Here is an 18699-nt window from a genome sequence, read left to right as displayed (position 1 = left end):
TGCCCCGCATTTTCCGTTTCATTTTCTGCAAACTAATAAAAACAGCACGGCGCGTGCCGTAAAACGCATGCTTCTCACCTGACAACTCGCTCTGTCCGCTTACATACTGCCCTCCTGAAACAGGGAGGTAGCAATGGGAATTCCCGCTCTTAGCGTCTGCGTCATTCTGGCAATAGCCCCGTTACTTTGGTTACCTGAACTGCCATCACGTCATACCGTGTGGATAATGATTGCTGGCGGGGTCGTGCTGGCCGCACGGCGAAACGAACGACTGAAGTATGCGGGTATCACGCTGTTACTTTACGTGTGGGGTATTCTGGCTGCGAAGGAGAGCGTCTGGCCGATGCAGCATTTAACCACGGGGGCTGTGCAGGCTGAGGTAGCGATCACCGCCACAGATGGCGCAACGCAGCATCAGGCAAACATTCTCAGCGTTGATGGCAAGCGCTGGTGGGCTACTACCGGCGTCATGCTGTATGGCAATTATCTGCCACAGAAAGCGTGTGCCGGTCAGCGCTGGACCATGACGCTCAGGCTCAGGCCTGCCCATGGCGAACTGAACGACGGCGGTTATGATTCTCAGCGCAGCGCTTTTGCCCGCCATCAAACGCTGAGCGGGCGTTTCACCCGTGCGGAACTCGTTGATGGGCACTGCAGCCTGCGAGCGCAATATCTCATGTCACTGCAAAACCGCCTTTCTGCTTACCGATGGGGGGCGGTTATCCTCGGACTGGGAATGGGTGAACGTCTGGATGTGCCCCAGGAAATAAAAGACCTGATGCGTGAAACCGGGACGCTGCATTTGATGGCGATTTCGGGTCTGCATATCGCGCTGGCGGCATCCCTCGTCTGGTTACTCGCTCGTGGGATCCAGTTTTTATTACCCAGCCACCGGGTCCACTGGCAGATGCCTCTCCTGGCCGGATTGTGCTTTGCCGCTTTCTACGCCTGGCTTACCGGTCTGCAACCTCCTGCGCTGCGAACGGTCATTGCGCTTGCTGTGCTTGCATTATTGCGGATCGCTGCCCGGCAATGGTCTCCCTGGCAGGTGTGGGTCTGCTGTATCGCGGCGATCCTGATAAGCGACCCCTTAGCCATACTCTCGCAGAGTCTGCTCTTGTCTGCATTTGCGGTCGCCGCGCTGATTTTTTGGTTCCAGTGGCTGCCTCTTCCTGACTGGCAAAGGGCACGACGTATACGGCCGCTGCTGAACCTGATCTATCTGCAGGTGGGTATGTTGATGCTGCTGATGCCGGTACAGGTCCTGATTTTCCATGGCTTCAGCATCTCTTCCCTGGTCGCGAATCTCTTTGCCGTTCCCCTGGTGACGTTTGTCTCCGTGCCGCTGATCCTGTTCGGCATGCTGCTTCATCTCCTGCCGTTGGCGGCACCGGAAAGCGTCGTCTGGTTCGCAGCCAATAAGTCACTAGCGGGGCTTTTCTGGCTCCTCATGCGCCTGCCTGACGGCTGGCAAAATGTCGACCAACGCTGGCAGTACATGACATTACTGCCGTGGTTGAGCATCATTGCCTGGCGTTTTCGCGCCTGGAAAACCCTTCCAGCCGTTTGTTTTGCAGGAAGTATCTTACTGGCATTTCCTCTCTGGCGAACGGCAAAAAGCGAGAGCTGGACGCTGCATATGCTGGACGTGGGGCAGGGGCTGGCGATGGTCATTGAACGGCACGGGAAGGCCATTCTCTATGATACCGGGCTCGCCTGGCCGGGCGGGGATAGCGCGCAGCGGTTAATTATCCCGTGGCTTCGCTGGCATCACCTGAGGCCTGAAGGCGTTATTCTCAGTCATGAGCACCTCGACCATGCGGGAGGACTCGCATCGTTGCAAAAAGCGTGGCCGGAAGTGTGGGTAAGAAGCCCATTGCGCCAGGCGGAACATCTGCCCTGTTTTCGCGGGCAGAGATGGAAATGGCAGGGACTCACCTTCACCGCCCACTGGCCCCCCGAAAATTACCCGGCTCAGGGAAATAACCATTCCTGCGTGGTAAAGGTGGACGACGGTGAGCAGAGTGTTCTGCTAACAGGAGACGTTGAAGCGCAAGCGGAACAGGCTATGCTTAGCCATTACTGGCGTTATCTGACGTCCACGCTCATACAGGTGCCCCATCATGGCAGTAATACTTCGTCTTCATTGCCGCTGGTACAGCGGGTGGAAGGCCAGATCGCCCTGGATTCAGCGGCCCGCTATAACGCATGGCGATTCCCGTCGGCAAAAGTTGTCCGACGTTATCGAAAAGAGGGGTATATCTGGCACGATACTCCTCATTCTGGACAAATATCGGTGACATTCTCGCAACATCACTGGCAAATCCGGCGCTTGCGCGAGCAATTTTTACCCGTTTGGTATCATCAGTGGTTTGGCGAGCCCGTCGATAACGGGTAGAATATGCGGCTATTTCAACGAATGCTGGTTTTTTGAATGCATAACGACAAAGATCTCTCCACGTGGCAAACCTTCCGCCGACTCTGGCCGATGATTGCGCCCTTTAAAGCAGGCCTGATCGTGGCGGGAGTAGCGTTAATCCTCAACGCAGCCAGCGATACTTTTATGCTATCGCTTCTCAAACCGTTACTGGACGACGGTTTTGGTAAAACGGATCGCTCAGTGTTGCTATGGATGCCTCTGGTGGTTATCGGACTGATGATTTTACGCGGCATCACCAGCTATATTTCCAGCTACTGTATTTCCTGGGTATCAGGGAAAGTGGTTATGACCATGCGCCGTCGCCTGTTCAGCCACATGATGGGCATGCCGGTTGCGTTCTTTGACAAGCAGTCTACCGGGACGCTGCTGTCCCGTATCACCTACGACTCCGAGCAGGTTGCCTCCTCATCATCGAGCGCACTGATCACCGTTGTGCGTGAGGGCGCGTCAATCATCGGCCTGTTCGCGATGATGTTCTATTACAGCTGGCAGCTGTCGATCATCCTTATCGTTCTGGCACCGGTAGTTTCTATTGCCATCCGCGTCGTCTCAAAGCGCTTCCGCAATATCAGTAAGAACATGCAGAACACGATGGGGCAGGTGACGACCAGTGCGGAACAGATGCTGAAAGGGCATAAGGAAGTATTGATCTTCGGCGGTCAGGAGGTCGAAACCAAACGCTTCGATAAAGTCAGCAATAAAATGCGTCTGCAGGGGATGAAAATGGTCTCGGCCTCTTCCATCTCTGACCCGATTATTCAGCTGATTGCGTCGCTGGCGCTGGCATTTGTCCTGTATGCGGCAAGCTTCCCAAGCGTGATGGAGACGCTGACGGCGGGTACCATTACCGTAGTCTTCTCCTCAATGATCGCCCTGATGCGTCCGCTGAAATCCCTGACGAACGTGAATGCCCAGTTCCAGCGCGGGATGGCCGCCTGTCAGACGCTGTTCAGCATTCTGGATTCCGAACAGGAAAAAGATGAGGGTACACGCGAGATTGAGCGCGCTCGTGGCGATCTCGAATTCCGCAATGTCACTTTCGCCTATCCTGGTCGTGAAACGCCGGCGCTGCGTAATATCAACCTGTCCATTCCTGCGGGTAAAACCGTTGCGCTGGTGGGCCGTTCCGGCTCGGGTAAATCGACCATTGCCAGCCTGATCACCCGTTTCTATGATATTAACGAAGGTGAAATCCTTTTAGACGGTCATGACCTGCGGGAATATACCCTGCAATCTCTGCGTAACCAGGTGGCGCTTGTCTCCCAGAACGTGCACCTGTTCAACGATACCGTGGCTAACAACATTGCGTATGCGCGCACGGATGAGTACAGCCGTGAGCAGATTGAGAACGCCGCGCGCATGGCCTATGCAATGGACTTTATCAACAAGATGGATAACGGTCTGGATACGATAATCGGTGAGAACGGGGTACTGCTCTCCGGTGGTCAGCGTCAGCGTATCGCCATTGCGCGTGCGCTGCTGCGCGATAGCCCGATTCTGATTCTGGACGAGGCGACCTCTGCGCTGGATACGGAATCCGAACGCGCTATTCAGTCTGCACTGGATGAGCTGCAAAAGAACCGTACCTCTCTGGTGATTGCGCACCGTCTGTCGACTATCGAGCAGGCTGACGAAATCGTCGTAGTTGAAGACGGCATCATTGTTGAACGTGGAAGCCATGCTGATTTGCTGGAACACCGCGGCGTTTACGCTCAGTTACATAAGATGCAGTTTGGCGAATGATTGCACGCATCTGGTCCGGTGAATCCCCGCTGTGGCTGCTGCTTTTGCCGCTCTCCTGGCTTTACGGCCTGGTGAGCGGCATTATCCGTCTGCTTTACCGTCTGGGATTGAAGCGTGCCTGGCGCGCGCCAGTTCCGGTTGTGGTTGTCGGTAATCTTACGGCGGGCGGCAACGGTAAAACGCCGGTGGTGATCTGGCTGGTGGAGCAATTGCAAAAGCGCGGCATCCGCCCAGGAGTGGTATCGCGCGGATATGGTGGTAAAGCGGCGCGTTATCCGCTGTTGCTGACGGCGGAAACCACGAGTGCCGAAGCGGGTGATGAGCCGGTATTGATTTTCCAGCGTACCGGCGCGCCGGTTGCGGTCTCTCCGGTGCGCAGCGACGCCGTTCAGGCACTGCTTGCCGAACAGGCGGTACAAATCATTATCACTGACGATGGCCTGCAGCATTACGCCCTGGCGCGTGATAAAGAGATTGTGGTCATCGATGGGGTTCGCCGTTTCGGTAACGGCTGGTGGCTGCCGGCCGGACCCATGCGCGAACGGGCTTCGCGTCTTAAGTCCGTTGATGCGGTGATTGTGAACGGCGGTGAAGCAAACGCGGGTGAAATCCCGATGTGCCTGCAGCCGGGTCTGGCGGTCAACCTGGCGACGGGGGAACGCCGGGCGGTTGCTGAGCTGCCTTCACTGGTGGCGATGGCGGGCATTGGTCATCCGCCGCGCTTCTTCGCGACGCTGGAACAGTGTGGTGCCCGGCTGGAAAAACGGGTTCCGCTGGCCGACCACCAGGTGCTGGTGGAAGGGGAGGTAGACGCCCTGACCGTACCCGGACAGTCGCTGATTATGACCGAAAAAGATGCGGTGAAATGCCGTGCCTTTGCGAAAGATAACTGGTGGTATCTGCCGGTTGACGCTGAACTCAGCGGCGAGCAGCCGGAACACTTGCTCCAGGAACTCATTGCGTTGGTGCAGTAAAGGCTTACGCGGTTCTGGTGGCGCTTCGACGGACAGGAAAACGCATGTCTTTACCGCAACTCTCGCTTTCAGCCGCACGTAATCTCCACCTTGCCGCGCAGGGGCTACTCAAAAAGCCCCGCCGCCGCGCGCAGCCTGCCGATATCCTTTCTACCGTCCAGCGCATGTCGCTGCTTCAAATCGACACCATTAATATTGTGGCCCGTAGCCCCTATCTGGTGCTGTTTAGCCGCCTGGGGAATTATCCTTCACAGTGGCTGGATGAGGCGCTCAGCAAGGGTGAATTAATGGAGTACTGGGCGCACGAAGCCTGCTTCCTGCCCCGCAGCGATTTTGCCCTGGTGCGTCACCGTATGCTTGCCCCGGAAAAGATGGGCTGGAAATACCGACAGGCGTGGATGCTGGAACATGCGGCCGAAATTGAACAGCTCATCGCGCATATTCAGGATAATGGCCCCGTCCGCTCCGCCGATTTTGAACACCCGCGCAAGGGTACAAGCGGCTGGTGGGAGTGGAAGCCGCACAAACGTCATCTCGAAGGGCTGTTCACCTCTGGAAAAGTCATGGTGATTGAGCGGCGTAATTTTCAGCGCGTCTACGACCTGACGTATCGCGTGATGCCGCACTGGGACGACGAGCGTGACCTGCTTACCCAGGAGGCGGCCGAGGCCATCATGCTCGAAAACAGCGCCCGCAGCCTGGGGATTTTCCGCACGCAGTGGCTGGCAGATTATTATCGCCTTCGCCAGCCCGCGCTGAAATCGCTTCTGGACATATGGAAACGCGAACAGCGAGTCATCCCCGTCACGGTGGAAACGCTGGGCGAAATGTGGCTGCATGCGGATCTCCTCCCGCTACTGCCTCAGGCCCTGGAGGGGAAACTTCAGGCAACCCACAGTGCGGTGCTGTCGCCTTTCGACCCGGTCGTCTGGGACAGAAAACGCGCTGAGCAGCTGTTCGATTTTAGCTACCGGCTGGAATGTTATACCCCGGCCCCAAAGCGCCAGTATGGCTACTTTGTTCTCCCGCTGCTGCATAAGGGACAGCTGGTCGGGCGCATGGACGCTAAAATGCACCGCAAGACCGGCACGCTTGAAATCATTGCGCTTTATCTGGAAGAGGGCGTCAGGTTGACGGCAAGCCTGGAAAAAGGGTTAACGTTCGCCATCAGCGAATTCGCGCGCTGGCAGGGTGCCCGCGACGTGACGCTGGGCCGGGTGCCCGACGGACTGTTTACATCCTGTCGAAGTGGCTGGGAAACAGGCACTCCCTGAAAAGGGAATGTGTTAAGCTTTAGCGATTACCCATACGGAGGAACTATGGATCACCGTTTACTTGAAATTATTGCCTGCCCGGTATGCAACGGCAAACTCTACTACAGCCAGGACAAACAGGAGCTGATTTGCAAGCTGGACAGCCTTGCTTTCCCGCTGCGTGACGGCATTCCGGTATTGCTGGAAAATGAAGCTCGTTCCCTGGTGGCAGAAGAGAGCAAACCATGAGTTTTGTTGTCATTATTCCTGCGCGTTATGCCTCAACGCGTCTGCCGGGTAAACCGCTGGTGGATATCAACGGCAAGCCGATGATCGTGCATGTCCTCGAGCGTGCGCGTGAATCCGGCGCCGATCGCGTGATTGTTGCTACCGATCATCCTGACGTCGCCCGTGCGGTTGAGGCGGCAGGCGGAGAGGTGTGCATGACCCGCGCCGATCACCAGTCCGGCACCGAGCGTCTGGCGGAAGTGGTTGAGAAATGTGGTTTCAGTGATGATACGGTCATTGTGAACGTGCAGGGCGACGAGCCGATGATCCCGGCGGTGATTATCCGTCAGGTAGCAGAAAACCTGGCGCAGCGTCAGGTCGGTATGGCGACGCTCGCGGTGCCCATTCACCACGCTGAAGAGGCATTCAATCCGAATGGGGTGAAGGTGGTCATGGATGCTGAAGGCTATGCGCTCTATTTCTCACGCGCCACGATCCCGTGGGATCGCGATCGCTTTGCGCTCTCTAAAGAGACTATTGGTGATACCTTCCTGCGTCATATTGGGATCTACGGCTATCGGGCCGGTTTTATTCGTCGATATGTTACCTGGGCGCCGAGTCCGCTGGAACATATCGAAATGCTGGAACAGCTTCGTGTGCTCTGGTACGGCGAGAAAATTCACGTTGCAGTTGCTGAGGAAGTCCCTGGCACGGGCGTAGACACCCCTGAAGATCTTGAGCGTGTTCGCGCCGAATTGCGTTAATCTTACCGGCATCTCTCCGTAAGGAGGGATGCACTCTCCGGTTTATTTTTCCCTTTCTTTTCCCTGATTGATCTCTTCCGGGTGACATCTTCCTTCAGGACGCTCATTATAAAAGCAGTAGTCTTAATGGGGGTAATCTCATATGGAACAGCTGCGTGCCGAACTTAGCCATCTGCTTGGTGAGAAATTAAGTCGGGTCGAATGCGTGAGTGAAAAGGTCGATACTGCGCTTTGGTCGTTGTATGACAGCCAGGGCAATCCAATGCCGCTGATGGCCAGAAGTTTCACCTCGCCGGGCGTTGCCAGGCAGCTTGCATGGAAAATGTCTATGCTGGCGCGGGAGGGAACCGTCCGTATGCCGACGGTGTATGGCGTGATGACCCATGAGGAACACCCGGGCCCGGACGTACTGCTGATTGAGCGTTTACGCGGTGTGCCCGTTGAAGCGCCCGCGCGCACGCCGGAACGCTGGGAGCAGCTAAAGGACCAGATTGTCGAGGCGCTGCTGGCCTGGCACCGCCAGGATAGCCGCGGGCTTGTCGGTCCGGTCGACAGCACTCAGGAAAACCTGTGGCCGCTATGGTATCGGCAGCGGGTGGAAGTGCTGTGGGGAACGCTTAACCAGTTCAACAATACCGGTTTAACCATGCAGGACAAACGTATCCTGTTTCGCACCCGCGAGTGCTTACCGGCGCTGTTCGAGGGTTTTAATGACAACTGCGTGCTAATCCACGGTAATTTCACCCTGCGCAGCATGCTCAAGGACTCCCGTAGCGATCAGCTTCTGGCGATGCTCGGGCCGGGGATCATGCTCTGGGCTCCGCGTGAATATGAGCTCTTCAGGCTCAGCGACAGCGGGGCGGCGGAAGGTTTACTTTGGCATTACCTTCAACGCGCCCCTGTTGCGGAAGCATTTCTCTGGCGGCGCTGGCTCTACCTGCTCTGGGACGAAGTCGCGCAGCTGGTGAACACCGGACGTTTTAATCGTGCAAACTTCGATCTGGCAACAAGATCACTCTTGCCCTGGCTCGCCTGACGATCCTTTCAGCCACTGCCAGAGGCGTCCAAGCGTCTCGTAGCCGACGCGATCGCTATGCATCAGCCACATAGGGGATGGGATCGCCCGTTCCCATGGGTTGAGCGGCGCGTTGATGGCCATCTGGTTTGCCGGTGCGGGAAGCGGGTGCAGGCCTTGCTTTTCAAAGAAAATCATCGCGCGCGGCAGGTGTGAGGCGGAGGTCACCAGTAAGAACGGCGCATCGCCAATCGCCTGCTTCACTGCGGCAGCCTCTTCCTCGGTATCTTTTGGGCTGTCCAGGGTGATAATCGATGAACGAGGTACGCCGAGCGATTCCGCGACCCTGGCGCCCGCTTCAGCCGTACTCACCGGGTTCGTTTTGGCCGCCGCGCCGGTGAAGATCATTTTTGATCCCGGGTTCGCCAGCCAGAGGCGAATGCCTTCGTTTAGCCGTGGCAGGCTGTTGTTGATCAGGTTTGAACTGGGGGCCCAGTCAGGATCCCAGGTATATCCGCCCCCCAACACCACGATGTACGGCACTTTCTGATTTCCCTGCCATGTCGGATACTTGTTTTCGATGGGGTCTAACAGACCATCCGCGACCGGTTGCAGGCTAAACAGCAGCAAGACAAACCAGCCGAGCGTGATAACCGTTTTGCCACTCTTCTGAAAGCGGCTGAACCAGACCAGCCCCAGCCCCAGCGCGATGATAATGAGCAGCAGCGGAAGGGGAAGCATCATCGCTCCAATGTATTTCTTCAGGGTAAAAAGCATCCTTTTTGGTTCCTTTTTTAACCATATAGCAAGTGATTACCCGTGATATTACACCAGAGAGGTTCATTCTCCGCGCGGGTGTGACAAAATAGCGGTTTTGTAGTTAGCGAGTGGAACTCTCCCAATGCGGGATCGCAATTTTGATGACATCGCGGAAAAGTTTTCGCGCAACATTTATGGCACCACGAAAGGGCAGCTCCGTCAGACGATCCTCTGGCAGGATCTGGACACCATTCTGGCCACCTTTGGTGGGCAAACGTTGCGCGTGCTGGACGCCGGTGGCGGTGAAGGGCAGACGGCGATTAAAATGGCCGAGCGCGGTCATCACGTCACGCTTTGCGATCTTTCTGGAGAAATGGTCGCCCGCGCGACGCGTGCGGCAGAAGAGAAAGGTGTGAGCGACAACATGCATTTTATACAATGCGCCGCTCAGGACATTGCACAGCATTTGGAAACCCAGGTTGATCTGATATTGTTTCATGCGGTGCTGGAGTGGGTTGCCGATCCACAAAGCGTGTTACAAACCCTGTGGTCGATGTTGCGCCCGGGCGGCACGCTGTCGCTGATGTTCTACAATGCTAACGGCTTCCTGATGCACAACATGGTTGCAGGAAACTTCGACTATGTGCAGGTCGGGATGCCCAAAAAGAAAAAGCGCACGCTTTCCCCGGACTATCCGCGCGATCCGCAGCAGGTTTACGGCTGGCTGGAAGCGATTGGCTGGCAGATTGTCGGGAAGACGGGCGTCAGGGTGTTTCATGATTATCTGCGTGAAAAACACAAACAGCGTGACTGTTTTGACACCTTAACAGAATTGGAAACGCGGTATTGCCGTCAGGAGCCTTTTATCAGCCTTGGCCGCTATATTCACGTCACCGCGCACAAGCCGCAGATGCAAGGATAACCTATGAGTGAATTTTCCCAGACAGTCCCCGAACTGGTTGCCTGGGCCAGGAAAAACGATTTCTCCATCTCGCTGCCGGTAGACAGACTCTCTTTCCTGCTGGCGGTTGCCACGCTGAACGGCGAACGACTGGATGGTGAAATGAGCGAGGGTGAACTGGTGGATGCGTTCCGCCATGTCAGTGATGCGTTTGAGCAAACCAGCGAAACCATTAGCGTGCGTGCCAACAACGCGATTAACGATATGGTGCGTCAACGTCTGCTGAACCGCTTTACCAGCGAGCAGGCGGAAGGAAACGCCATCTATCGCCTGACGCCGCTGGGCATCGGCATCACCGATTACTATATTCGCCAGCGTGAATTTTCCACGCTGCGTCTTTCCATGCAGCTGTCGATCGTGGCGGGTGAGCTTAAGCGCGCCGCCGACGCGGCGGATGAAAACGGTGACGAATTCCACTGGCACCGTAACGTCTACGCGCCGCTGAAATACTCGGTGGCCGAGATTTTCGACAGTATCGATCTCACCCAGCGCCTGATGGACGAACAGCAGCAGCAGGTGAAAGACGATATTGCCCAACTGCTGAATAAAGACTGGCGAGCGGCCATTTCCAGCTGTGAACTTCTGCTGTCAGAAACCTCCGGCACGCTGCGCGAACTGCAGGATACGCTGGAAGCCGCAGGGGACAAGCTGCAGGCCAACCTGCTGCGCATCCAGGATGCGACGCTGGCGCACGACGATCTGCATTTTGTTGACCGCCTGGTATTCGATCTGCAGAGCAAACTGGACCGCATTATCAGCTGGGGCCAGCAGTCGATCGACCTGTGGATCGGCTACGACCGACACGTGCATAAATTTATCCGTACCGCGATTGATATGGATAAAAACCGCGTCTTTGCCCAGCGTCTGCGTCAGTCGGTGCAGACCTATTTCGATGCGCCGTGGGCGCTGACCTACGCCAATGCCGATCGTCTGCTGGATATGCGCGACGAAGAGATGGCGCTGCGCGATGAAGAGGTAACCGGTGAACTGCCGCCGGATCTGGAATACGAAGAATTTAACGAAATTCGCGAGCAGCTTGCGGCGATGATCGAAGAACAGCTCGCGGTCTACAAAACCAGACAAGCTCCGCTGGATCTTGGACTCGTGGTGCGCGACTATCTGGCGCAATATCCTCGTGCGCGCCACTTCGACGTTGCCCGCATTGTGGTAGACCAGGCGGTTCGCCTGGGTATCGCACAAGCAGATTTCACCGGACTGCCGCCTAAGTGGCAGCCAATTAACGATTACGGAGCCAAGGTACAGGCGCATGTCATTGACAAATATTGAACAAGTGATGCCGGTTAAGCTGGCACAGGCGCTGGCGAATCCGTTATTTCCGGCGCTGGACAGCCAGCTGCGTGCCGGTCGTCACATTGGCTTAGACGAGCTGGATAATCACGCCTTTTTGATGGACTTCCAGGAGTATCTGGAAGAGTTTTACGCACGTTACAACGTGGAACTTATCCGCGCGCCGGAAGGATTTTTCTATCTGCGCCCGCGCTCCACGACGCTGATTCCGCGTTCCGTGCTCTCCGAGCTGGATATGATGGTCGGCAAAATTCTCTGCTATCTCTACCTCAGTCCGGAACGTCTGGCAAATGAAGGGATCTTCACCCAGCAGGAACTTTACGACGAGCTGTTGACGCTGGCAGATGAGAGCAAGCTGCTCAAGCTGGTGAACAACCGCTCCACGGGTTCGGATCTTGACCGTCAGAAATTACAGGAAAAGGTTCGCTCTTCCCTGAACCGTCTGCGCCGTCTGGGGATGGTCTGGTTTATGGGCCACGACAGCAGCAAATTCCGCATTACGGAATCTGTCTTCCGCTTCGGCGCCGACGTGCGTGCGGGCGATGACGCGCGTGAAGCGCAGCTTCGCATGATCCGCGACGGTGAAGCGATGCCGGTGGAAAACCATTTGCAGCTCAATGATGAGCATGAAGAAAATCTGCCGGATAGCGGGGAGGAAGAGTAATGATTGAACGCGGTAAATTTCGCTCACTGACGCTGATTAACTGGAACGGCTTCTTTGCCCGAACGTTCGATCTGGATGAGCTGGTCACGACGCTCTCCGGCGGTAACGGTGCGGGTAAATCCACCACCATGGCGGCCTTTGTTACGGCGCTGATCCCTGACCTGACGCTGCTTCACTTCCGTAACACCACCGAAGCGGGGGCAACAAGCGGCTCCCGTGATAAAGGTCTGCACGGTAAGCTGAAGGCCGGCGTCTGTTATTCGGTTCTGGACGTCATTAACTCCCGTCATCAGCGAGTGGTAGTAGGCGTGCGCCTGCAGCAGGTCGCCGGGCGCGACCGTAAAGTGGATATCAAACCGTTTGCGATTCAGGGCCTGCCGACCTCCGTGCAGCCTACGGCGCTGCTGACGGAAACCCTGAACGAACGCCAGGCGCGCGTGCTGACGCTGCAGGAGCTGAAAGATAAGCTCGAAGCGATCGAAGGCGTGCAGTTCAAGCAGTTCAACTCGATTACCGACTACCACTCGCTCATGTTCGATCTGGGCGTGGTGGCGCGTCGTCTGCGCACCGCATCAGACCGTAGCAAATACTACCGCCTGATCGAAGCGTCTCTGTACGGCGGTATCTCCAGCGCCATTACCCGCTCCCTGCGCGATTACCTGTTACCGGAAAACAGCGGGGTGCGTAAGGCCTTCCAGGATATGGAAGCGGCGCTGCGTGAAAACCGTATGACGCTGGAAGCGATTCGCGTTACCCAGTCTGACCGTGACCTGTTTAAACACCTGATCAGCGAAGCCACCAACTACGTGGCGGCGGACTATATGCGCCACGCCAACGAGCGGCGCGTGCATCTCGATCAGGCATTAGAATATCGTCGCGAACTGTTTACCTCCCGTAAACAGCTGGTGGCCGAGCAGTACAAGCACGTCGAAATGGCGCGCGAGCTCGGTGAGCATAACGGTGCCGAGGGCGACCTGGAAGCCGACTACCAGGCCGCCAGCGATCACCTGAACCTGGTGCAAACCGCGCTGCGTCAGCAGGAAAAAATTGAGCGCTACGAAGCGGACCTCGACGAGCTGCAAATTCGCCTCGAAGAGCAGAATGAAGTGGTGGCTGAAGCCGCCGAGATGCAGGAAGAGAACGAAGCACGCGCCGAAGCCGCCGAGCTGGAAGTGGATGAGCTGAAAAGCCAGCTTGCCGATTACCAGCAGGCACTTGACGTGCAGCAGACGCGAGCGATTCAGTACACCCAGGCATTGCAGGCATTGCAGCGTGCGAAAGAGCTGTGCCATCTGCCTGACCTGACGCCGGACAGCGCCGACGAGTGGCTGGATACCTTCCAGGCCAAAGAGCAGGAAGCCACCGAGAAACTGCTGTCCCTCGAACAGAAAATGAGCGTCGCGCAAACGGCACACAGCCAGTTTGAGCAGGCTTATCAATTAGTCGTTGCGATTAACGGCCCGCTGGCGCGTAGCGAAGCCTGGGACGTTGCCCGTGAACTGCTGCGCGACGGCGTGAACCAGCGCCATCTGGCCGAGCAGGTTCAGCCGCTGCGCATGCGTCTGAACGAGCTGGAGCAGCGACTGCGCGAGCAGCAGGAAGCCGAACGTCTGCTGGCGGAATTCTGCAAGCGTCAGGGCAAAAATTACGACTTTGACGAGCTTGAGGCCCTGCATCAGGAGCTGGAAGCGCGTATTGCAGCCCTGTCCGATACCGTATCAAACGCCAGCGAACAGCGTATGAACCTGCGTCAGGAGCTGGAGCAGATTCAGTCCCGTTCGAAGACGCTCCTGGAGCGTGCGCCGGTCTGGCTGGCGGCTCAAAGCAGCCTGAACCAGCTCAGCGAGCAGTGCGGCGAGCAGTTCGAATCCGGCCAGGAAGTGACCGAATACCTGCAGCAGCTGCTGGAGCGCGAACGAGAAGCTATCGTTGAGCGTGATGAAGTGGGCGCGCGCAAGCGTGACGTCGATGAAGAAATTGAACGCTTAAGCCAGCCTGGCGGGTCAGAAGATCCGCGCCTGAATGCTCTCGCCGAGCGTTTTGGCGGCGTGCTGCTGTCCGAGATTTATGACGACGTTGGCCTGGACGATGCCCCGTACTTCTCCGCGCTGTACGGTCCATCCCGCAACGCGATTGTGGTCCCGGATCTGTCGCTGATTTCTGAGCAGCTTGCCGGCCTGGAAGATTGCCCGGAAGATCTCTACCTGATCGAAGGGGATCCGCAGTCGTTCGATGACAGCGTATTCAGCGTCGACGAGCTGGAAAAAGCGGTGGTGGTGAAAATCGCCGATCGTCAGTGGCGTTACTCCCGCTTCCCGGAGCTGCCGCTGTTTGGCCGCGCCGCGCGCGAAAGCCGCATCGAGAGCCTGCACGCCGAGCGTGAAACGCTGTCTGAACGTTTTGCGACCCTGTCGTTTGACGTGCAGAAAACCCAGCGTCTGCACCAGTCTTTCAGCCGCTTTATCGGCAGCCATCTCGCCGTAGCGTTTGACGCGGATCCGGAAGCCGAAATCCGCAAGCTCAATACCCGCCGTGGCGAGCTGGAACGTGCGATTGCCAGCCATGAAAGTGATAACCAGCAGAGTCGCGTTCAGTTTGAACAGGCGAAAGAGGGCGTTGCTGCCCTTAACCGCATTCTGCCGCGCCTGAATCTGCTGGCGGATGACACGCTGGCTGACCGTGTGGACGAGATCCAGGAGCGTCTGGATGAAGCGCAGGAAGCCGCGCGTTTCGTTCAGCAGCACGGCAATCAGCTGGCGAAGCTGGAGCCCGTCGTGTCTGTTCTGCAGAGCGACCCGGAACAGTTCGAGCAGTTAAAAGAAGATTATGCCTGGTCGCAGCAGGTGCAGCGCGAAGCGCGTCAGCAGGCGTTTGCCCTGACGGAAGTGGTGCAGCGTCGGGCCCACTTTGGCTACTCCGATTCGGCGGAAATGCTGAGCGGTAACAGCGACCTGAACGAAAAACTGCGTCAGCGCCTTGAGCAGGCGGAAGCGGAACGTACTCGCGCCCGCGAAGCAATGCGCAGCCACTCCGCTCAGCTGAACCAGTACAACCAGGTGCTGGCCTCGCTGAAAAGCTCCTTCGACACCAAGAAAGAGCTGTTAAACGATCTGCAGAAAGAGCTTCAGGACATCGGCGTTCGTGCCGACAGCGGGGCAGAAGAGCGCGCGCGTATTCGTCGTGACGAGCTGCATTCACAGCTCAGCAATAACCGCGCGCGTCGTAATCAGCTGGAAAAAGCGCTGACCTTCTGCGAAGCGGAAATGGATAACCTGACCCGTCGCCTGCGCAAGCTGGAACGCGACTATCACGAAATGCGCGAGCAGGTCGTAACCGCCAAGGCGGGCTGGTGCGCCGTGATGCGCATGGTGAAGGACAATAACGTTGAGCGTCGTCTGCACCGCCGCGAGCTGGCGTATCTCTCTGCGGATGAGCTGCGTTCCATGTCGGATAAGGCGTTGGGTGCGCTGCGTCTGGCGGTGGCGGATAACGAACACCTGCGCGACGTGCTGCGTATGTCGGAAGATCCAAAACGTCCGGAACGTAAAATCCAGTTCTTCGTGGCGGTTTACCAGCACCTGCGCGAGCGTATTCGTCAGGACATCATCCGTACCGACGATCCGGTTGAAGCCATCGAACAGATGGAGATCGAGCTGGGTCGCCTGACGGAGGAACTGACCTCCCGCGAGCAGAAGCTGGCGATCAGCTCCCGCAGCGTGGCGAATATCATTCGTAAAACCATTCAGCGCGAGCAGAACCGTATCCGCCAGCTGAACCAGGGCCTGCAGAGCGTATCGTTTGGCCAGGTGAACAGCGTGCGCCTTAACGTCAACGTGCGTGAAGCCCACGCGACGCTGCTGGAAGTGCTGTCTGAGCAGCACGAGCAGCATCAGGATCTGTTCAACAGTAACCGTCTGACCTTCTCTGAAGCGCTGGCGAAGCTCTATCAGCGCCTGAATCCGCAGATTGATATGGGCCAGCGTACGCCGCAAACCATCGGTGAAGAGCTGCTGGATTACCGTAACTACCTGGAAATGGAGGTAGAGGTAAACCGTGGTTCAGACGGCTGGCTGCGTGCGGAGTCCGGAGCGCTCTCAACCGGTGAAGCGATCGGTACCGGGATGTCAATTCTGGTGATGGTCGTACAGAGCTGGGAAGATGAAGCGCGCCGCCTGCGCGGCAAAGACATCTCCCCATGCCGACTGCTGTTCCTGGATGAGGCGGCGCGTCTTGATGCCCGCTCAATTGCCACGTTGTTCGAGCTTTGCGAACGTCTTGATATGCAGCTCATTATTGCGGCGCCGGAGAACATCAGCCCCGAGAAGGGCACCACCTACAAACTGGTGCGTAAAGTGTTCCAGAACAGCGAACACGTTCACGTTGTGGGGCTGCGTGGCTTTGCGCCGCAGCCGCCAGAGTCATTGCCGGAAACCACGGCGGACGCTTCCTAAAGCGTCTTCTGACCCGAAGCGGCGCACTGGCGCCGCTTTTTTTTTAAACTTAACTTGTGCTTGGGGCTGCGTTATCTTTAAACTTCTTTACATAAGGTAAGGCAACAGCTTAGCCGTCTACCTATAATGAAATAAAGCCCCAACGTGATGGGCATGTCGTGAAAACAGGGGGCAAGGGATGTTGCTTAAGAAAAAATGTGGTCGTCAGCTGTCTGCGCTGAGTTTATGCCTGGCAGTGATGTTTGCTCCGCTGTTAACCGCCCAGGCCGACGAGCCTGAAATTGTGCCGACTGACAGCTCGGCAACGACAGGCACGCAGCCAACGTCGTTGTCCCAGCCGCTGGACCAGTCTCCGGCAACGGCTATCATGGCCGGTATTAAACCGCTGCCGGAAGGCATCGACGCCGAATCGCTCAGTCAGCAGCTGCAGTCAGAGCTGCCGTCAGGCTACACGCCTGTCTATCTCAATCAGCTCACGCTCCTCTATGCCGCCCGCGATATGAAACCGATGTGGGAAAACCGCGATGCCGTGCGTGCCTTCCAGCAGCAGCTGGCTGAAGTCGCGATTGCAGGATTTCAGCCGCAGTTTACAAAGTGGGTTGAGCTGTTAACCGATCCTGCCGTCACCGGGCAGGCGCGGGACGTGGTGCTTTCCGATGCCATGATGGGCTACCTGCAGTTCGTGGCGGGCATTCCGGTCAACGGCAACCGCTGGCTGTACAGCGATAAGCCGTACAGGCTGGCGACGCCGGCGCTGTCGGTGATTAACCAGTGGCAGTTAGCGCTGGATAACGGCGAACTGCCGCGCTTTATCGCCAGCCTCGCACCGGCGCATCCACAATATGCCACTCTGCACCAGTCGCTCCTCGCGCTGGTGGGCGACTCGCGCCCATGGCCGCAGATGCGCGGTACCGCGACGCTGCGTCCGGGGCAGTGGAGCAGCGATGTGCCTGCTCTGCGCGAGATCCTGTTGCGTTCCGGTCTTCTTGATGGCGGGCCAAAGATTGCTCTCCCGGGCGATGATCCACAAAGCGTCGCCGTCAGCCCGTCAGCTCCAGTAAAAGAGAAGAAAGCCGTTGTCCTGAGCAACAAACCTGCGGCTTACGATCGCGAGCTGGTTGCGGCTGTTAAACAGTTCCAGGCCGCTCAGGGGCTGGGGGCCGATGGCGTCATTGGCCAGACGACGCGCGACTGGCTGAACGTATCGCCTGCGCAGAGGGCAGGGGTGCTTGCGCTCAATATCCAGCGTTTGCGCCTGCTGCCGGGAACGCTATCTACCGGGATTATGGTTAACATCCCGGCGTATTCCCTGGTCTATTATCAGGATGGTAGCGAAAAACTGGCGTCGCGCGTGATTGTCGGTCGTCCGGATCGTAAAACCCCGATGATGAGCAGCGCGCTGAATAACGTGGTGGTTAACCCGCCATGGAACGTACCGCCGACCCTTGCGCGAAAAGACATTCTGCCGAAGGTCTGGAACGATCCGGGTTATCTGGAGCGTCATGGCTATACGGTGATGCGTGGATGGAACAGCAAAGAGGCCATCGATCCTTATATGGTCGACTGGTCGACGATCACCGCGTCGAATCTGCCGTTCCGTTTCCAGCAGGCTCCCGGGGCGCATAACTCTTTAGGGCGCTACAAATTCAATATGCCGAGTTCAGAAGCTATCTATCTGCACGATACGCCGAACCACAACCTGTTCCAGAAAGATACGCGGGCGCTAAGTTCTGGCTGCGTACGCGTGAACAAAGCCTCGGAGCTGGCCAATATGCTGCTGCAGGATGCGGGCTGGAACGATACGCGCATTTCGGATGCCCTAAAGCAGGGGGATACGCGTTACGTTAATATTCGACACAATATTCCGGTCAATCTTTACTATCTGACGGCGTTTGTTGGCGAAGACGGGCGTACTCAGTATCGTACAGATATTTACAATTATGATCTCACCGCGCGATCTGGCGCACAAATTTTGCCAAAAGCGGAACAATTAATCAGGTAAATGAAGCAGTTCGGGAAAAATGATTGTCGTAAGTTAGGGTGAATAAGGGGCTATATCGCTGCAAGCCGCGTATTCACTGGGGTTGGGCGCCTTGACGTACCCGGTTTTGCCAGTTAAGGTGCCCTTCGTGCGCTAAG

The 18699-nt window shown here is 57.0% G+C and carries 12 protein-coding genes and 1 pseudogene; 12 read left to right on the top strand and 1 reads right to left on the bottom strand.

Annotation, left to right across the window (positions count from 1 at the left end; translation table 11 throughout):
- Nucleotides 1–133: 133 nt before the first annotated feature.
- The 7 genes from RVY89_RS11430 to RVY89_RS11400 all read left to right on the top strand — a co-directional run bounded on the left by RVY89_RS11430 (nt 134) and on the right by RVY89_RS11400 (nt 8438).
- Entirely contained in the window at nt 134–2398 is a 2265-nt protein-coding gene (locus tag RVY89_RS11430; RefSeq protein WP_484827874.1) for a ComEC family protein, read from the top strand.
- Nucleotides 2399–2434: 36 nt separating this feature from the next.
- Nucleotides 2435–4183, top strand: coding sequence for a lipid A ABC transporter ATP-binding protein/permease MsbA (gene msbA, locus RVY89_RS11425; protein ID WP_371898412.1), 1749 nt, complete (start codon nt 2435–2437; stop codon nt 4181–4183).
- Nucleotides 4180–5157 carry a tetraacyldisaccharide 4'-kinase gene (gene lpxK / locus RVY89_RS11420; protein ID WP_484827873.1) on the top strand — a complete coding sequence of 326 codons (978 nt, stop codon included), beginning with the start codon at nt 4180–4182 and terminating at the stop codon, nt 5155–5157. The genes msbA and lpxK overlap by 4 nt, the downstream gene beginning before the upstream one ends.
- 44 nt (nt 5158–5201) lie before the next feature.
- Entirely contained in the window at nt 5202–6431 is a 1230-nt protein-coding gene (locus RVY89_RS11415) for a winged helix-turn-helix domain-containing protein (protein ID WP_484827872.1), read from the top strand.
- Between the two features lie 45 nt (nt 6432–6476).
- Nucleotides 6477–6659: a protein YcaR gene (ycaR, locus tag RVY89_RS11410; protein WP_006174474.1), complete on the top strand. Its 183-nt coding sequence runs from the start codon at nt 6477–6479 to the stop codon at nt 6657–6659.
- Nucleotides 6656–7402 (top strand): 3-deoxy-manno-octulosonate cytidylyltransferase, encoded by a 747-nt coding sequence (kdsB, locus tag RVY89_RS11405; protein ID WP_484827871.1) that lies wholly within the window; start codon nt 6656–6658, stop codon nt 7400–7402. Before ycaR ends, kdsB begins: the two co-directional genes overlap by 4 nt.
- A gap of 142 nt (nt 7403–7544) precedes the next feature.
- Nucleotides 7545–8438, top strand: a complete 894-nt coding sequence (locus RVY89_RS11400) for a YcbJ family phosphotransferase (RefSeq protein WP_371898408.1) — start codon at nt 7545–7547, stop codon at nt 8436–8438.
- On the opposite strand, the gene elyC is transcribed toward RVY89_RS11400, so the two are convergent.
- The gene (gene elyC, locus RVY89_RS11395; RefSeq protein WP_484827870.1) at nt 8415–9194 is read right to left on the bottom strand and encodes an envelope biogenesis factor ElyC; all 780 of its coding nucleotides are present in this window, start codon (nt 9192–9194) and stop codon (nt 8415–8417) included. The genes RVY89_RS11400 and elyC overlap by 24 nt on opposite strands.
- Nucleotides 9195–9318: 124 nt before the next feature.
- Here elyC and cmoM point away from each other — a divergent pair.
- The 5 genes and pseudogenes from cmoM to ldtD all read left to right on the top strand — a co-directional run bounded on the left by cmoM (nt 9319) and on the right by ldtD (nt 18562).
- Nucleotides 9319–10109, top strand: a pseudogene (gene cmoM, locus RVY89_RS11390) (tRNA uridine 5-oxyacetic acid(34) methyltransferase CmoM).
- A complete protein-coding gene (mukF, locus tag RVY89_RS11385) occupies nt 10102–11424 on the top strand; it encodes a chromosome partition protein MukF (RefSeq protein WP_371898406.1) in 1323 nt (440 codons plus the stop codon). Before cmoM ends, mukF begins: the two are co-directional and overlap by 8 nt.
- Nucleotides 11405–12109 (top strand): chromosome partition protein MukE, encoded by a 705-nt coding sequence (mukE, locus tag RVY89_RS11380; RefSeq protein WP_008499954.1) that lies wholly within the window; start codon nt 11405–11407, stop codon nt 12107–12109. The genes mukF and mukE overlap by 20 nt, the downstream gene beginning before the upstream one ends.
- Nucleotides 12109–16560 (top strand): chromosome partition protein MukB, encoded by a 4452-nt coding sequence (gene mukB / locus RVY89_RS11375; protein WP_484827869.1) that lies wholly within the window; start codon nt 12109–12111, stop codon nt 16558–16560. The genes mukE and mukB overlap by 1 nt, the downstream gene beginning before the upstream one ends.
- Nucleotides 16561–16738: 178 nt before the next feature.
- Nucleotides 16739–18562 (top strand): L,D-transpeptidase, encoded by a 1824-nt coding sequence (ldtD, locus tag RVY89_RS11370; protein WP_484827868.1) that lies wholly within the window; start codon nt 16739–16741, stop codon nt 18560–18562.
- Nucleotides 18563–18699 lie beyond the last annotated feature (137 nt).

The organism is Enterobacter sp. 3U4, from assembly GCF_057224565.1.
This window is presented reverse-complemented; position numbering and strand designations above follow the sequence as displayed.

What these genes read in the sequence shown, in the direction of transcription:
- RVY89_RS11430 (WP_484827874.1), top strand. Translation starts at nt 134, where the DNA reads ATGGGAATTCCCGCTCTTAGCGTCTGCGTCATTCTGGCAATAGCCCCG.
- msbA (WP_371898412.1), top strand. Translation starts at nt 2,435, where the DNA reads ATGCATAACGACAAAGATCTCTCCACGTGGCAAACCTTCCGCCGACTC.
- lpxK (WP_484827873.1), top strand. Translation starts at nt 4,180, where the DNA reads ATGATTGCACGCATCTGGTCCGGTGAATCCCCGCTGTGGCTGCTGCTT.
- RVY89_RS11415 (WP_484827872.1), top strand. Translation starts at nt 5,202, where the DNA reads ATGTCTTTACCGCAACTCTCGCTTTCAGCCGCACGTAATCTCCACCTT.
- ycaR (WP_006174474.1), top strand. Translation starts at nt 6,477, where the DNA reads ATGGATCACCGTTTACTTGAAATTATTGCCTGCCCGGTATGCAACGGC.
- kdsB (WP_484827871.1), top strand. Translation starts at nt 6,656, where the DNA reads ATGAGTTTTGTTGTCATTATTCCTGCGCGTTATGCCTCAACGCGTCTG.
- RVY89_RS11400 (WP_371898408.1), top strand. Translation starts at nt 7,545, where the DNA reads ATGGAACAGCTGCGTGCCGAACTTAGCCATCTGCTTGGTGAGAAATTA.
- elyC (WP_484827870.1), bottom strand. Translation starts at nt 9,194, where the DNA reads ATGCTTTTTACCCTGAAGAAATACATTGGAGCGATGATGCTTCCCCTT.
- mukF (WP_371898406.1), top strand. Translation starts at nt 10,102, where the DNA reads ATGAGTGAATTTTCCCAGACAGTCCCCGAACTGGTTGCCTGGGCCAGG.
- mukE (WP_008499954.1), top strand. Translation starts at nt 11,405, where the DNA reads ATGTCATTGACAAATATTGAACAAGTGATGCCGGTTAAGCTGGCACAG.
- mukB (WP_484827869.1), top strand. Translation starts at nt 12,109, where the DNA reads ATGATTGAACGCGGTAAATTTCGCTCACTGACGCTGATTAACTGGAAC.
- ldtD (WP_484827868.1), top strand. Translation starts at nt 16,739, where the DNA reads ATGTTGCTTAAGAAAAAATGTGGTCGTCAGCTGTCTGCGCTGAGTTTA.